The sequence below is a fragment of the Actinocrispum sp. NPDC049592 genome, from assembly GCF_040675465.1.
GTDB lineage: Bacteria > Actinomycetota > Actinomycetes > Mycobacteriales > Pseudonocardiaceae > Kibdelosporangium.
On record NZ_JBFAPA010000027.1, the window covers coordinates 137,605 to 152,553 of the forward strand.

Sequence of the window (14,949 nt, forward strand, 5' to 3'; positions counted from 1 at the left end):
TGGATCCGCCGATAACACGGCAAACCCATCCGGCCAAGCACTAGGGAACCAGCACGGCCGCGCCGTTCACCTTGTCCGCGGCCAGATCCGCGAGCGCCTGGTCGGCCTTGTCCAAGGGGTACGGCGTCGTGGTCACGTGCAGGCGGTGCCGTTCGGCGAACGCCAGGAACTCGCGGCCGTCGTCCCGGGTGTTCGCGGTGACGCTGCGGATCTCGCGTTCCTGGAAGAGGTGCTCCTGGTAGTTCAGCACCGGGACGTCGCTGAGGTGGATTCCGGCGATGGCCAGGATTCCGCCTCGGTCGAGGGCCGCCAAGGCCGGCGGGACGAGGGTGCCGACGGGGGCGAACAGGATCGCGGCGTCCAGCGGTTCGGGTGGGACGGAGGCGGCGGAGGCGGCGCCGAGGGACAAGGCGAGCTCGCGGGCGGCGGCGCTGCGGGTGACCACGTGCACGGTGGCGCCCTCGGCGAGCGCGACCTGGGCGGCGAGGTGTGCGCTGGCGCCGAACCCGTAGATCCCCAACCGCCCGCCCGGAGGCAGCGCGGCCCGGCGGAGGGCGCGGTAGCCGATGATCCCGGCGCACAGGAACGGCGCCAGCTCCTGATCGGAGTACCCGCCCGGCAGGCGGTAGGCGTATGCGGCCGGGACCGTGGCGTAGTCCGCGTACCCGCCATCCGCGTCCCAGCCGGTGTATCGCGAGGATGGGCAAAGGTTCTCCGCGCCGCGCAGGCAGAACTTGCAGGAACCGCAGGTGTGCCGCAGCCAGGCGATACCGACCCGATCACCTACCGCGAATCCGTCCACAGCGGACACGACTTCGCCGACCACTTCGTGTCCAGGTGTCACTTCGGCGCGATGCACCGGCAGATCGCCTTCGGTCACGTGCAGGTCCGTCCGGCACACCCCGCACGCCAGCACCCGGACCAGCAGCTCACCGGGTCCGGGCGACGGCAGGGGTTCACGTGACCGCCGCAGCGGAGAGGTGCTCACCGGCCCCGGTTGGCGCACTCGCCAGACCCTCGACTCCATGAACTCAGTTTGGCCCACCCCGGCTGGCGGTCGCCTTCTGGTGTTGAAAGGTTTAACCTCTTGAGCCGGTCACTCACGGAGGTGCGTGTGCGGGACGACGCGGGCGAACTCCTCGACGCGGTGGTATCCGTGGCGAGTCACCTCTCCCTGCCCGACGTCCTGCGCCGGATCGTTCAGTCCTCGATGGACCTGACCGGCGCCCGCCGTGGCGCGATGGGCGTGCTCGGCCCGGACGGTGCGACCATGCAGGACTTCATCGACCTAGGCGCCGATCCCGGCGACCTGCCGGAGGGCCGGACCCTCGCCGTGCCGGTCCGGGTCCGCGGCGCGGTGTTCGGAAACCTGTACCTCGCCGAGAAATCGTCCGGCGAACCGTTCACCGCCGACGACGAGGCGGTGGTCGTCGCGCTGGCCACGGCCGCGGGCATGGCGATCGAGAACGCGCGGCTGTTCGAGCAGACGCAGCAACGCGAGACGTGGCTGCGCGCGTCCACCGAGCTGACCGGTTCGCTGCTGGCCGACCAGACCGTCTCGGGCGCGTTGAAGCTGGTCGCCGAGCGGGCCGCGAAGGTGTCCGGGGCGCCGTTCGTCGCGGTCGCGTTGCCCAGTGACGAAGGGCTCGACGTCGAGGTGGTCGGCGACCCGGCGACCGCCGGCCGGATCCGCCAGGGCATCACGATGAGCAACAGCCTGATCGGCTCCGTGTACACGTCCGGCGAGCCGCGCGTGATCGCCGACGTCTGGGAGGTGGCCAAGGACCGCTCGGGCGACCTGCCGGCCGCGCTGAAGGAGCTCGGGTCGGCGATCATCGTGCCGTTGCAGGCGGGTCAGCGAACCTTGGGCGTGCTCACGATCGCCCGCAGCCGCGGCCAGGCCGTGTTCGCCGACCTCGACCTGCAGATGGTGCAGACCTTCGCCGCGCACGCCGCGCTGGCCGTCGAGTTCGCCCGGGTGCAGGAGGACCGGCGGCGGATCGCGGTGGTCTCCGACCGCGACCGGATCGCCCGCGACCTGCAGGACCTGGTGATCCAGCGGCTGTTCTCGATCGGCCTCGGCCTGCAGGGCCTGACCCGGCTGGTCGGTGGCCGCGAGGTGGTGCAGCGGGTGGGCAGGTTCGTCGACGAGGTCGACCAGACCATCCGCGAGATCCGCCGCAGCATCTTCCCGCTGCAGGAGACCCGTGAAAGCCTGCGCGCCCAGCTCCTGCGCCTCACGCCCGCCACCGTCACCCTGGACAGCGCCCTGGACGCGCTGCCCGACCCGGTTCACCCCGAGGTCGTGGCCGCCGTCCGCGAACTGCTGTCCGACGACGCCACCGCCCTCACCGTCCGCGTCGAGGGCACGAGCCTGCGGGTCACTGTGGACGGTCCGGCGCCGGTGACCCGGACCGTGGAGCTACCGGCTCAGGACTAGGTCGCCCTTTCAACTCCACCGCGCCACGGCACACGCGGATGTCCACTGTGCTCAGTTCAGGGTCGTTCCACCGCCCCGGGGCCTGAGGCGGTGGAACGACGCTCAGCGGGGACCGAGCCGGTCCCATTCCAACGGCGGTCACGTGTTCACCACGAATCATGGCCCGCCGCGGAGGCCGCGCACATGAGTCGTCGGTCAATTCCACAGCCGTCGAAAGTCCCGGCCAGTCAAGGGCTTTCGGCCCATCGGCTGATCGGAAAGAGGTCTTTGGACCCTGTACTGCGCAGCGGCCAGGCAGGACCGTTGGGGGCGTGTTGAGGCGAGGTGACATGGTGGATTCCGCGGGACTCGAGGTGCTCTCCGAGGAGGAGTGCCTCCGGCTGCTGGCGAAGGTGCCGGTGGGCCGGATCGTGTTCACCGACCGCGCTCTGCCCGCCGTGCAGCCGGTCGCCTTCGCCGTGGACGGGCAGTCGGTGTTCATCCTGACCTCGCCGCGCAGCCGCCTCGCGCTGGCCGCGACCGGGACCGTGGTGGCCTTCGAGGCCGACGAGTTCAGCGGCACGCTGGTCCGGAGTGGCTGGAGCGTCGTGGCCGTGGGGCAGGCGCGCCGGGTGGTCCGGGAGACCGAGCTGGCCCAGGCCCGCCGATTAGGGCTGCGCCCGTGGGCGCCGGACGCGCAGGAGTACTACCTGCAGATCGGGATCGAGATCATCTCCGGGCGGCGGCTGCTGGGCTGAGAGGGACCCGACGAGCGAGAGATGGCCACCGGGCGTGGGTGCCCGGTGGCCATCTCGCCGATTCGGGACGGCTGCATGTCCCTCATCGCCTGGCGAGGGCAGGACGACCGGTTCCGCACTCGCGGCCAGGCCCCGACCCTGCCGCTGCGCCCGTCCGTGCGGGCCTCGCGTGAAACCGGTCATCCCGTCCTCCCGGACACCACCCCGCCAGCTCGAAAACTAAGCCATCCGCCGCACCCCCTCCAGGGCCGGAAGTCCCGGACGGCCATGGCCAATAGCCACCTACCGGTGGGTTGTCACCGTCGGTAACGTGACCGTTGCGGACGATGCCGGGCCGCCCGCAGGGCCGAATGGCGGATAGTTCATGATCATCAGCATGAAGGCGATTCGGATTCACGTTCCCGGCGGCCCGCTGGCCGTCGAGGAGGCGCCCTACCCGAAGACCGGGGTGGGCGATGTGGTCGTCGAGGTGCGGGCGGCGAGCTTCACGCCGGACGAGCTCGACTGGCCCTCGACGTGGACGGACCGGGCCGGCCGCGACCGGACGCCGTCAGTGCCGGGGCACGAGGTCGCCGGGGTGGTGGTGGAGGTCGGGTACGGCACCACCGGGCTCGAAGCGGGCGACCGGGTGTTCGGGCTGACCGACCCGCACCGGGACGGCGGCGCCGCCCAGTACGTCGCGGCCGAGGCGCGGGACCTGGCGAAACTGCCGGAGGAGATCGACTTCGTGACCGGGGCAGCACTGGTGATGCCGGGACTGACGGCGTGGCAGGCGTTGTTCGTGCACGGCAAGCTCAGGCGCGGGCGGACGGTCGTGGTCCACGGCGCCGCAGGCGGGGTGGGCAGCCTGGCCGTGCAGCTGGCGAAGGACGCGGGCGCGCACGTCATCGGCACCGGCCGCGCCGAGACGGCGGACCTCATCCGGGAGCTGGGCGCGGACGAGTTCGCGCCGGTCGACCAAGCGCCCCAAGCGGATCTGGTGTTCGACACGATCGGTGTGGACCTGCCGGAGGCGGGGTTGTTCGTGTCGGTCACCAAGCCCCAGGGCCGGTACTTCATCGTCGAACCCAACCGCGACCAGCTCAGCGCGCTGGCCCAGCTGGTCGTCCAGGGCAGGCTCAAGCCGCGGATCGGCGCCGTCTACCCGCTCGACCAGGCAGCCGAGGCGTTCCAGGCCAAGCAGGGCACCGCGGGCAAGACGGTGCTGGTTCAGTCGGAGATGTCCAGCAAGTAGGCCCGCAGCACGCGCTTGAGCTCACGCGTGTACTCCAGCTGTTCGCGCCCGGTGGTGGCCAGGATCTGCGGCAGCACCGCGGCGAAGATCCGGACGGTCACGGTCGCGATCAGCCGGCGTCTGCTCGGATCAATCTCGGGAACCCGCCGGGCGATGATGTCGTCGACGCGTTCGACGACCGCCGTCCGCAGCCGGTCCGACCACGAGAACAACGGCTCGAACCCGGGGTTGGCCAGGCAGATCTCGATCGCCGGGTCGACCATCCGGTTGATCACGTCGTCCAGCGGCACGCCGAGCACCTCGGCGCCCTCGCCGCGCGCCTGGGCCACGCTCAACGCGTCCAGGTACTGCTCGGCCAGCGCCTCGGCCATCGACTCCTTGTTGGGAAAGAACTGGTAGAGCGTGCCCGGGGACACCTCGGCGGCCGCGGCGACCGCGTTCATCGTCGCCGCCACGTACCCCTCGGCGGCGAACACCTTCGCCGCCGCGTCCAGCAACTGCGCGATTCTGCGCTCGCCGCGGGCCTGCCGGCGGCGGGGCTTCACTGTCTCGACCACGGCACCTCCAACGGGGTGAAAGGCGAGCACTCACTCGCCTCGCACCCTAGCCACGAGATCAACCCCTGGCGAATATGTCGGAGGTTTGGACAGCCCTAGACAGCTCTGGACAAGGACAGCCCGAAACGGTTCTGGGTGTCGGTCCACCATCGGGACAGCTCGAACCCGGCCTCGGCCAGCTCACCGGTGATGCCCTCGCGGCGGAACTTCGCGGAGATCTCGGTCCGCAGCTCCTCGCCGTCCTCGAACGACACCGTCATGCCGAGCTTGGGGACGTGCACCCGCATCGCCCGCGTGGCCCGCAGGCGCATCTCGATCCACTCCTGCCCCGCGTCCCACAGGGCCACGTGGTCGAACGCGTCCACGTCGAAGTCCGCGCCCAGCTCCCGGTTGAGCACGTGCAGGACGTTCTTGTTGAACTCGGCCGTCACGCCCGCCGAGTCGTCGTACGCCACCCGCACGGTCTCGGCGTCCTTCACCAGGTCGGTGCCCAGCAGCAGCCACTCCCCCGGCTCCAGCACGTCCCGCAGCGAGGAGAGGAACTTCGCGCGTTCCGCGGGCAGCAGGTTGCCGATCGTGCCACCGAGGAACGCGACCACCCGGGGAGCCTCGCCCGGCAGCAGGGCGAGGTGTTCGGTGAAGTCGCCGACCACCCCGTGCACGAGCAGCGACGGGTAGTCCTCGGCCAACGCCGCCGCCGCGTCCCGCAACGCGCTGCCGGACACGTCGAGCGGCACGAACTGGTGCAGCGTGCCCGCGTCCCGCAACGCGTCCAGCAGCAGCCTGGTCTTCTCCGAGGAGCCGGACCCCAGCTCCACCAACGTGTGCGCCTGGCTGGTCGCGGCGATCTCACCGGCCCGCGCGTGCAGGATCTCCCGCTCCGCGCGGGTCGGGTAGTACTCCGGCAGCCGGGTGATCTGCTCGAACAGCTCGCTGCCCCGGGCGTCGTAGAACCACTTGGGCGGCAAGGACTTCGGCGATGCGGACAGGCCTGCGCGGGCGTCCGAGGCCAGGGCGCGGGCGGCGTGGTCTTCGGCCAGGTGGACGTCCACCACCGGTTCAGTCATGGGTTCCCTGTTCGTAGGCGCCGAGCGGGTGCACGGCGAGTGAGGGCGGGCCACTTGTGATGGCCGCCGTGACGATGTGGCGATCCGGCACCGGCGTCCAGCGCGGATCGGGGTCCCACGGCTCCGACGCGACCACCACGGAGTCCGCGGTGAGCAGCGTCGACAGCGAGTGGGTCCAGGCGGTCGCGACCAGCGAGCGCCCATCGGTGAGCATCAGGTTCAGGCGTGATCCGGGTGCGGCGGCCTCGACGTCCAGCACGACCGAGCCGACAGCGTCCACAGCGGACTGTCCATCCCGGAGCCGGGCGCGGACCAACGCCCACAGCAGGGCCGCGTCGGTGGGCGCGTCCAATGTCATCAGGTCGGTCACCGGCAGCTTCCCGGCCAGCGACGCCACCGAGTCCGGCCAGCCGCGGACCACCCCGTTGTGGCTGAACAACCAGAGCCCGTCGGTGAACGGCGCCGCGGCCGTCTCGACCACCGGCATGCCGGCCGTGGCCGACCGGACCGCGGCGAGCACACCGGTGGCGGACACCGGCCGCAGCAGGCCGTCCAGCGCCGGGTCCGTCCACATGGGACTCGCCCGGCGATAGACCACCGGTGCGGCACCGGCGAACCAGCCGACGCCGAACCCGTCGGCGTTGATCGTCCCGCCCGCCCGCATGTCGGCGGGCGCCCAGCTCTGCCGCAGCAGCGAGTGCGGCGGGTCGAGCACCAGCCCGGCGACGGGCACGGCGGGGCCGAGGTAGCCCAGATGGCGGCACATCGGCTAGCGGACCTCGTCCGGCCGCGGATCCCGCGCGAGCCGCAGCCCGCTGAAGATCTGCCGCCGGATCGGGTAGTCCCAGTTGCGGAACGTGCCCCGGCAGGCCGCCTGGTCCACGCCGAACGCACCTCCACGCAGCATCTTGTAGTCCGGCCCGAAGAACACCTCGGAGTACTCCCGGTACGGGAACGGCACGAACCCCGGGTAGGCGAGGAAGTCGCTGGACGTCCACTCCCACACGTCGCCGATCAGCTGCGCCACGCCCAGCGGCGACTCACCGGCCGGGTACGCGCCGATCCGGGCCGGGCGCAGGTGCCGCTGGCCGAGGTTGGCCCGCTCCGGCGTGGGATCGTCGTCGCCCCAGGGGTATCGGCGGGACCGGCCGGTCGCCGGGTCCCAGCGGGCCGCCTTCTCCCACTCCGCCTCGGTCGGCAACCGCTTGCCCGCCCAGGCCGCGAACGCCTCCGCCTCGTAGAAGCACACGTGCACAACGGGTTCGTCCGGCACGATCGGCTCGACCACGCCGAACCCGTTGCGCAGCCAGCGATCCCCGTCGCGGATCCAGAACCGCGGCCTCGCCAGGTTCGCCTTCTGCCGGTACGCCCAGCCCGTGTCCGACCACCACTGCTGCTGGTCGTACCCGCCCGCGGCGATGAACTCGGCGTACATCGCGTTGGTGACCGGGTACTTGTCGATCACGAACGCGTCGACGTGCACCTGGTGCGCCGGGCGTTCGTTGTCCAGCGCCCACGGCTCGACCGACGTACCCATGGTGAACGGACCGCCCGGCACCAGGATCTCGCGGTTGAGCACCGGGCCTGCCGGGTCCGGCGGCGCGGGCGCGTGCAGCACCGGGTCGCCGGCCCGAAGCTGGTGCGTGGCCAGCATGGTCTCGTTGTGCTGCTGCTCGTGCTGCACGATCATGCCGAACGCGAACGCGTCCTCGACCAGCCGCCGCCCCTCGAGCCGGGTGCTGGCCAGGACATCCATCACCTTGTCGCGGACTTCCCTGACGTACGAACGGGTCTCCGTCGGTGACAGCAGCGGCAGCGCGGGCCGGTCGGCCCTCGGGTGCTGGAACGCGTCGTACATCTCGTCGATGTCCTGGCGGACCGGTTCGCGGCCGCCGACATCGCGCACCAGCCACAGCTCCTCCTGGTTGGCGATGTGCGCGAAGTCCCAGACCAGCGGCGACATCAGCTTGGAGTGCTGCTTGACCAGATCGTCGTCGTCCACCGCGTCGGTCAGCGCGGTGCTGCGGGCGCGCGAACGGGCCAGGTGCCCGGCCACGCGGTCGCGCAAAGCCTCGATATCCTCTGTGCCGATTTCCTTAGGCGTGGTCATGCCCTGGCCTTCCGAAGTCTGTCCTCGATGTCGCCGGTCACCGCGGCCGTCTCGGCAGCGGGCAGGTCGAGCGCGGCCAGCCCCATGGCAGCCACCTCCTCGACCACCCTGGCGAGCTTCTCGTCCCGCAACCCGTGCCGGGCCGCGCCCTCCCAGCAGTCGGCGACCGGTGCGCACACGTCGAGCACGCGAGCCACCGTGTCCGAAGTGGACAGCAGGGCGAGCAGCAGCGCCGCGGGCGCGAGCCACCGGTCGCCGGGCTGCGCGTCGATGTACCGGACCTCCAGGTAGCCCTGCGCGCGCACCGGCGGGAACAGGGTGGAGATGTGGTAGTCCAGGTCGTCGAGAGTGGGCGCCCGGTCCAGCGCGCCGGCGATCCAGTCCGCGAAGGTGACGCCCGCGGGCGCCTCCCAGCAGGAGTCGCCCGGTCTTCGCAGGCAGAGCAACGGGGTGTCCAGCACACGTCTGGCCCAGCTCGCGGCCGGGTCGTCGTCGCACACGCTGGGGAAGCTGCGCACCGGGTCGGTGTTGAGCACAGCGCGCGACCGGTTGGACGCCCAGCCGGTGTCCCGGCCGAGCATCACGGGCGAGTTGGCGAACAGGGCGATCATCGGCGGGCCGAGCGCGTGCACCGCCGCCCAGCGGGCCGCCATCTGGCCGGCCTCACCCGCGTCGACGCACACCTGGAACCCGGCCGTGTTGCACATCATGGTGACGCCGTGCGTGCCGAGCGGCGCGAACGCCTTCTCCATCGCGGAATAGCGCGGCGTGTCCAGCACACGCCGCGGGGTCCGGAATGGATCGATCGCGCTCGTACCCAGCGCGAGGCCATGAGTGGCCAGCAGATCGCTGAGATAGCGGGTGTCCGCGGCGGCAGTGGCGTGAAGACCGGCCAGGGAATCCTGCGGCAGCGCCGAGATCTCGACCTGGCCTCCCGGCTCCATGCTGAGCGGGGAGCCACCGGGAAGGACTTCTTGGGGACTTTCGGGACTGAGCGTTCGTGGAGCGTGCGGCCCGAGTGCGGTGCTGAGCACCTCGGCCGTCAGCGGGCGGGACGGGTCGTCGACGTGGTGGACTGTCCATTCGAGCTCCACGCCGACCAGCCGCGGTGGCCCGTGCTTGAAACACACCGAGGCCACATAGGCCTCGGCCTCGACCCGGTCGCGAAGCCGGTGGCCCGGCTCGTCGACGGGTGTGTCATGCATAATCGTCACGGTTCGATCTCCTTCGCCGGAACCGCGATCGACGCTACCCTCGCCCACCGACATTTTCATTGCGGGGAACTTACGGCCGCCCTTGGTCCAGGGGCGATCACTCAGCGCAGCAGGAAAGCGCCCGCTCGGAGCAGTCCATCGCGCACAGCGGCCGGTCCTGGGCGCATGGTGGGCAATCCGGCCTGCCGAGCGGCCCGGGCCACCCCCTGGAAAGGCTTGCGGCGCAGCAGGTCGTAGCGGGAAAACGCCTCCTCGCGGCGATGTTTCGCCAGCCAGTCACCGAGAGTGGCACCGTCGACCAGCGCCCGGCACGCGCCCTGCCCGAGGTCCGGTGTCACAGCGTGAGCCGCATCACCAACCAGGGCCACACGTCCGCGCACGAATGTGCGTAAAGATGGCCCGGTGAAATACAAGTCGTGACGGAGAATGTCCGTTTCCGCGGCCCGCCGCCACTCCGGGTGCTGCCTGCACTCGGGCGCCCACAGTGGCGCGAACCAGTTGGCCCGGCCGCCCTCCATCCCGGTGATGCCGGACTTCCTGCCCCGGCCCAGAATCTCGCCCAGCGGGCCGTACCCCGCCGGGCAGATGTCCGCGCCACGCCTTGTATCGGCGAGTAGCGCGGTGGCGCGGTGCCGAAGACCTGCTGCCGCACCACGCTGTTGATGCCGTCCGCGCCGCCCACCGTACCGGCGTCAATGGAGTCCACATCGGACACTTCGACACCGGTCCGGACGGCACCGTCCGGGACGGCCCCGAGCCCATGATGACCGTTCCGTCCTACGGCGAGGCTACTACGGGAATAGTTCGGCTCGTAGTACTCTGCACCGGTGCCTACTCGCCGGAACGAGATCCTGATCGGTGCGGTGTCCGTCCTCGCCCGGGGCGGCCCGCGCGCGCTGACCCACCTGTCCGTGGACGCCGCCGCCGAGCTGCCCAAGGGCAGCACCTCCAACCACTTCCGCACCCGGGACGCGCTGATCCAGGGCGTCCTGGGGCACCTGGTGAAGACCGAGCAGTCGCTGCTGGGCGACCTGCTGGGCAAGGTCGAGGGTGTGGTCGACCGCGACGCGTTCGCCCGGCGGCTGACCGACATGGTGCTGTACATGACCGACCAGGAGCGGGAACTCACCCTCGCGCGGCGGGCGATCTTCCTCGAGGCGGCCTGGCGCCCGGAGATCCGCGACGCGGTGCTGGGCTGGTCGGTGCGCTACTGGCAGCTCGGCGGGCGCTGGCTGGACCGGCTGGGCTCGCCCGACCCCGAGGGCCACGCCCGGATCCTGCTGGCCTGCCTGGACGGCCTGATCACCGAGGTGCTCACCCGCCCGGTCCCCGCGCTGGACGTGCAGCGTTCGGTCCGGCTGGTGCTGGACGGGCTGCTGAGCGAGAGCGCTTGACGGGATGCGTAACCGATGGGTTACGCTTCCGGCGTGGACGACGTGGCCGGCGCGATCGCCGATCCGGTGCGACGCGAGATCCTGGTGATGCTGCGCGCCGGGCGGCTGTCGGCCGGGCAGATCGCGGACCGGTTCGAGATCAGCCGGCCCGCGGTCAGCCGTCACCTGCGCGTGCTCAGGGAGGCCGGCCTCGTCCGCGACGACCTCGTTGGCCGGCAACGGTTCTACCTGCTCGTGCCGGACCGGCTCGGCGAGCTGGAGCGGTGGCTGGCGCAGTTCAGCCGGGCGTCCGGCTGGGAGCACCGGCTCGACGCGCTGGAGACCGAGGTCTACCGGACCCGCCGCGAGCACCGCGTCCGACATGAAGAGACCCAAGCAGCTCAACGAAAGGACGAGACGGCATGACCCCCTCCCAACCGCACCCAAGGGGAACGGGACGCAACCCAGTCACCGGCACGTACCGAACTGGACCATGCCCGCCCAACGCAACCAAGAGGGATGAGTCCGGGGAGGCGGAACAGTCATGAGCCCGATCCCCACCGGACGGCTGTTCCCGACCAGTACAGGCGCGGATCTGGTGCTCACCAGAACGTTCCGCGCGCCCGTCGAGGACGTCTGGGCCAGCCTCACCGAGTCCGAGCGCACCGCCCGCTGGTTCGGCCCGTGGACCGGCGAGCCCGGCCCGGGCCGGGTCATCAAGGTCCAGATGGTGTTCGAGGAGGGCGAACCCAAGATGGACCTGCGCATCGACGCCTGCGAACCGCCGGCCCGGCTGGCCGTGTCGACCGCGGAGGGCGAGGAGATCTGGCACCTCGAAGCGCTGCTTCAGGAGACCGGCGGCGTCACCGAGCTGCGGCTCGTGCACCACCTCGACGACCCGTCCAAGGCCAGCGACGCCGGCCCGGGCTGGGAGTACTACCTCGACGTGTTCGTGGCCGCCCGCGAGGACACCGCCAAGCCCGACTTCTTCGCGGACTACTACCCCGCGATGAAACCGTATTTCGACGGGATCATCGCCGAGCTCACCGACTCTGCGTCAGCCGACACTGCCGACTGAGCCCCCACGGAATAGCCTCTAGTGTGATGTCACTGGAGGTCGGGGTCCGGCATGAACATCACCATCTCGGGCTTGACGGCAGCGGGCAAGACAACGCACGCGCTGCTGGTGGCCCGCCGGCTGGGATTCGGATATGTCTCGGCCAGTGCGCTGATGTTCGGCCGCCTGGGAATCGCGAACCGGGAAAGCAACACGCTCTGGCAGTCCCGCTTCGGCGAGGTGGAGAAACTGCGTGACGAGCGGCCGGTCGACGAGGAGCTCAACGCCCATCTCGAGCACCTGCTGAAAACGCGCGACAACACCGTGTTCGACTCGTGGTCGGCGCCGTGGTTACCCGATGTGGCCAATTGCCTACGGATCTTCATCGAGTCGGACATCCGGTCGCGCACGCTCAAGGTCCGCGTTTCCCAGGAACCCCACGGCCCGTTCCTGTCGCTGCCGGAATGCCGCCGGCTGCTCGAACGGAAGGACACCGCGGCGGCAGAACGGCTCGGCGGGCTGCTGAACGCCGACATCATGACCGACCGGAGCCCTTATGACCTGGTCCTGGACAACTCGGAGCTGATCTCACGGGCGTCCATCGCCGATGCGCGCAGAGGTATCGCGGTCTTCCACGAACGGTTGCTGAAGGCTGTCTTCGATCACCAGGACAGGTCTCGTCGTGTTCACGATGGCGTGAACGTGTCGTGATGCCGTACCAGTGCGTCTTTCAGCTTCGGGAAAGCCGCTACCATCCCGGGTCCATGCGGGAAATCCGTCTGGCCGGTTGTGTGATCACCGATGCGAAGAACCGCGTCCTGCTGTTGCACCGGAACACGGCGACGTTGAAGCAATGGGAGATCCCGGGCGGCAAGCTGGAGCACACCGAAACCGCCGAGGCCGCCGCGACCCGGGAACTGTACGAGGAAATGGGCGTCGAGGTCCTGGTGCACAAGGAGCTGGGCACCCGCAGTTTCGTGCAGGACGGCTGCCGGATGGTGTACACCTGGTTTCTCGCGCGCATTCTGGCCGGCGACCCGCAGGTGATCGAGCTCGACACGCACGACATGGCCGAATACCACGCCATCGAAGATCTGATGCACCGGCACGATCTCTCGCCGAACACCCGCAACTTCCTCGAAGAACTCAAAGGCGGTCGCTTCACCCTGCAGAGCCAATGAGCTAATGGAGGTCCCTTGCGTTTACTCGCGAAACGAACCGGGCTCCTCGGCCATCTCATCGCCCGCCAGGACCACGCGGACTACGTGTACATGTACCCGCCGCGCCAGGCCTACCGTCCCTTCGACCGCGGCACGAACTTACCCGGCCTGATCTCCCGTTCCCTGCACCGTTTCGATGACCTGAACCTGTACGTGCACGTCCCGTTCTGCCGGCAGATCTGCCGGTTCTGCAACCTTTACGCGGTCGGCGCCGCGCACAACGATCTCGACGGCTATGTCGACGCCGTCATCGCGGAAGCCCAGCAGTACGCCGGACTGACCGACCGCAAGGCCATCGCCACGCTCTACCTCGGCGGTGGCACGCCTTCTTTGCTTGCCCCAGCGCAGCTCGAACTCCTGGTGACGAAGCTGCTCGGCCTGTTCGCGGTCAACCCCGGCGACTTCCCCGAGGAGACGGCGCTGGAGGTCGATCCGGCCACAGTGGACAGTGTGAAGCTGAGGGATATCAAGGCAAGCGGCATCAACCGGATCAACCTCGGCTACCAGTCGATGGCCGGCGACGAGGTCCGGCACCTCGGCCGCGACCGCCCGGACAGCGCCGGGCTGACGCTGCTCGAGGACGCCTTGAGGACCGGGTTCGCCAACGTCTGCGTGGACCTGATCTACGGCCTGGACGGCCAGACCGACGAAAGCTGGCAGCGCTCGGTGGAACAGGTCGCGGCCGTCGGGCCGCCGACCATCTGCGCCTACTCGCTGACCCTGCGGCCGTTCACCGGTTACAGCAGACGTGGGTACTCCACAATAGACGGTGCCACGCTGTACCGGCGCTACGAGCTGGCCGACCAGATCCTGCGGGACGCCGGCTACCGGCAGGAGACCCATGTCCGCTGGGTTCGCGACGGCGGCGGGTATGTGCAGAAGGTCAACCACTGGGGAATGCGCAATGTGCTCGGGCTCGGCGCGGGCGCCCGCAGCTATCTCTGGAACCTCGATTTCCGCAACGGCTATTCGGTGCGCTCGCGGAAGTCGACCCTGGCCGACTACCACCGGCATGTGGGTGAAGGACGGTCTCCGATCACCGACGGATATGTGATGACCGCACGGGAACGGGTGCACAAACTCACCGCGCTCAACCTGATGTCGCTCGACCGGGCCTGGTGCCGGACGCTGACCGGTTACGACCCGGTCGAGGAGTTCGCGGACGAGTTCCGGGAATTCGCCGACCTCGGTCTGTGCGCCGTGAATCCGGACCGCGTCACTCTCACAAAAGCCGGGGTCAGGTATCGCGATCTGATGTCCCAGACTCTGTTCAGCGAGGAGGTGGCCACCAGGATCAACGAATTCAGCTACGACGAATAGTCCAGCGGACCACCGGTTCGATCTCGGCGAGCAGTTCGGCGACCGGGCGATTGGTGTCGAGGATCATCGACGGCAGGATCGGCTCCCGCCGCAGTCGTGCGCGGGCGGCCCGGTCCGCCTGGACCAGGAATTCGCGCCGGGAATCGTCACACGAGCCGTCCCGCCGGATCAGCCGGTCGACCAGTACATCGACCGGCGCGGTCAGATAAATCGTCAGCGCGGGCGGCGGGAGGAACGCGAAAACGGCATCCAGCAGCCGACGGGCCGCGGCCGGCTCGTACCGACTGGAAAGCACGACCTCCTGGTAGGCGTATTTGCTCAGATAACCACGGTCGCTGATCACCGGTTCACCGTCACGCACCCGGGGCGCGACGGCGGACGAGTACACCTCGAAGAAATCGCCGAGAAAGACCAGCGACTGCCCGGCCGGACTGGTCGATATGTAGTGCGGGGAACTGCGCACCGCCGACTTGAGCGCCTGCCCGAACGGCGCCGAAGAGAACTCCGGCGCCGCGGAGATCGACAACGCGGCGGCCAACGCACCGGTGATCGTGGTCTTACCGACGCCGTCGACACCGTCGACACAAATCCATGGTTCACCCATTGGCTTGAAATTCGGG

Annotated in this window: 17 protein-coding genes; 9 read left to right on the plus strand and 8 right to left on the minus strand. The window is 69.7% G+C overall.

The genetic code is table 11. The annotated features are described in order from the left end of the window. Positions 1–40: 40 nt before the first annotated feature. On the minus strand, positions 41–1,027 hold the full coding sequence (locus AB0J95_RS47675) for a zinc-binding alcohol dehydrogenase family protein (protein WP_364773024.1): 987 nt from the start codon (positions 1,025–1,027) through the stop codon (positions 41–43). Positions 1,028–1,114: 87 nt separating this feature from the next. Between AB0J95_RS47675 and AB0J95_RS47680 the strand changes: the two genes are divergently transcribed. The 3 genes from AB0J95_RS47680 (at position 1,115) to AB0J95_RS47690 (ending at position 4,411) form a co-directional block, all read left to right on the plus strand. Next, positions 1,115–2,440, plus strand: a complete 1,326-nt coding sequence (locus AB0J95_RS47680; RefSeq protein ID WP_364773025.1) for a GAF domain-containing protein — start codon at positions 1,115–1,117, stop codon at positions 2,438–2,440. A 332-nt stretch (positions 2,441–2,772) separates the two neighbouring features. Then, positions 2,773–3,177 carry a pyridoxamine 5'-phosphate oxidase family protein gene (locus AB0J95_RS47685; RefSeq protein WP_364773027.1) on the plus strand — a complete coding sequence of 135 codons (405 nt, stop codon included), beginning with the start codon at positions 2,773–2,775 and terminating at the stop codon, positions 3,175–3,177. 376 nt (positions 3,178–3,553) lie between these two features. Then, entirely contained in the window at positions 3,554–4,411 is an 858-nt protein-coding gene (locus tag AB0J95_RS47690) for an NADP-dependent oxidoreductase (protein ID WP_364773029.1), read from the plus strand. Here the strand turns inward: AB0J95_RS47690 and AB0J95_RS47695 are convergent. The 6 genes from AB0J95_RS47695 to AB0J95_RS47720 all read right to left on the minus strand — a co-directional run bounded on the left by AB0J95_RS47695 (position 4,387) and on the right by AB0J95_RS47720 (position 9,877). After that, the gene (locus AB0J95_RS47695; RefSeq protein WP_364773031.1) at positions 4,387–4,968 is read right to left on the minus strand and encodes a TetR/AcrR family transcriptional regulator; all 582 of its coding nucleotides are present in this window, start codon (positions 4,966–4,968) and stop codon (positions 4,387–4,389) included. The two genes, AB0J95_RS47690 and AB0J95_RS47695, sit on opposite strands and share 25 nt — an antisense overlap. A gap of 95 nt (positions 4,969–5,063) precedes the next feature. After that, positions 5,064–6,035, minus strand: coding sequence for an L-histidine N(alpha)-methyltransferase (egtD, locus tag AB0J95_RS47700; protein WP_364773033.1), 972 nt, complete (start codon positions 6,033–6,035; stop codon positions 5,064–5,066). Beyond that, positions 6,028–6,801, minus strand: a complete 774-nt coding sequence (egtC, locus tag AB0J95_RS47705) for an ergothioneine biosynthesis protein EgtC (protein ID WP_364773035.1) — start codon at positions 6,799–6,801, stop codon at positions 6,028–6,030. Before egtC ends, egtD begins: the two co-directional genes overlap by 8 nt. Positions 6,802–6,804: 3 nt before the next feature. Continuing rightward, positions 6,805–8,145, minus strand: coding sequence for an ergothioneine biosynthesis protein EgtB (gene egtB / locus AB0J95_RS47710; protein WP_364773037.1), 1,341 nt, complete (start codon positions 8,143–8,145; stop codon positions 6,805–6,807). After that, entirely contained in the window at positions 8,142–9,350 is a 1,209-nt protein-coding gene (gene egtA, locus AB0J95_RS47715; protein ID WP_364773073.1) for an ergothioneine biosynthesis glutamate--cysteine ligase EgtA, read from the minus strand. The genes egtB and egtA overlap by 4 nt, the downstream gene beginning before the upstream one ends. A gap of 110 nt (positions 9,351–9,460) precedes the next feature. Next, on the minus strand, positions 9,461–9,877 hold the full coding sequence (locus AB0J95_RS47720; protein WP_364773039.1) for an FAD-dependent monooxygenase: 417 nt from the start codon (positions 9,875–9,877) through the stop codon (positions 9,461–9,463). 309 nt (positions 9,878–10,186) lie between these two features. On the opposite strand from AB0J95_RS47720, the gene AB0J95_RS47725 reads away from it, so the two are divergent. The 6 genes from AB0J95_RS47725 to AB0J95_RS47750 all read left to right on the plus strand — a co-directional run bounded on the left by AB0J95_RS47725 (position 10,187) and on the right by AB0J95_RS47750 (position 14,329). Further along, positions 10,187–10,753 carry a TetR family transcriptional regulator gene (locus AB0J95_RS47725; RefSeq protein WP_364773041.1) on the plus strand — a complete coding sequence of 189 codons (567 nt, stop codon included), beginning with the start codon at positions 10,187–10,189 and terminating at the stop codon, positions 10,751–10,753. A 33-nt stretch (positions 10,754–10,786) separates the two neighbouring features. Continuing rightward, the gene (locus tag AB0J95_RS47730) at positions 10,787–11,158 is read left to right on the plus strand and encodes a metalloregulator ArsR/SmtB family transcription factor (protein WP_364773042.1); all 372 of its coding nucleotides are present in this window, start codon (positions 10,787–10,789) and stop codon (positions 11,156–11,158) included. A 118-nt stretch (positions 11,159–11,276) separates the two neighbouring features. After that, on the plus strand, positions 11,277–11,810 hold the full coding sequence (locus AB0J95_RS47735; protein WP_364773044.1) for an SRPBCC family protein: 534 nt from the start codon (positions 11,277–11,279) through the stop codon (positions 11,808–11,810). A gap of 51 nt (positions 11,811–11,861) precedes the next feature. Then, a complete protein-coding gene (locus AB0J95_RS47740; RefSeq protein WP_364773045.1) occupies positions 11,862–12,500 on the plus strand; it encodes a cytidylate kinase family protein in 639 nt (212 codons plus the stop codon). Further along, positions 12,500–12,970, plus strand: a complete 471-nt coding sequence (locus tag AB0J95_RS47745) for an NUDIX hydrolase (protein ID WP_364773075.1) — start codon at positions 12,500–12,502, stop codon at positions 12,968–12,970. The genes AB0J95_RS47740 and AB0J95_RS47745 overlap by 1 nt, the downstream gene beginning before the upstream one ends. 15 nt (positions 12,971–12,985) lie before the next feature. Further along, complete coding sequence (locus AB0J95_RS47750; RefSeq protein ID WP_364773047.1) at positions 12,986–14,329, plus strand: coproporphyrinogen-III oxidase family protein; 1,344 nt, start codon at positions 12,986–12,988, stop codon at positions 14,327–14,329. Here AB0J95_RS47750 and AB0J95_RS47755 read toward each other — a convergent pair. After that, positions 14,313–14,933, minus strand: a complete 621-nt coding sequence (locus tag AB0J95_RS47755) for a hypothetical protein (RefSeq protein WP_364773049.1) — start codon at positions 14,931–14,933, stop codon at positions 14,313–14,315. The genes AB0J95_RS47750 and AB0J95_RS47755 overlap by 17 nt on opposite strands. Positions 14,934–14,949: the final 16 nt, after the last annotated feature.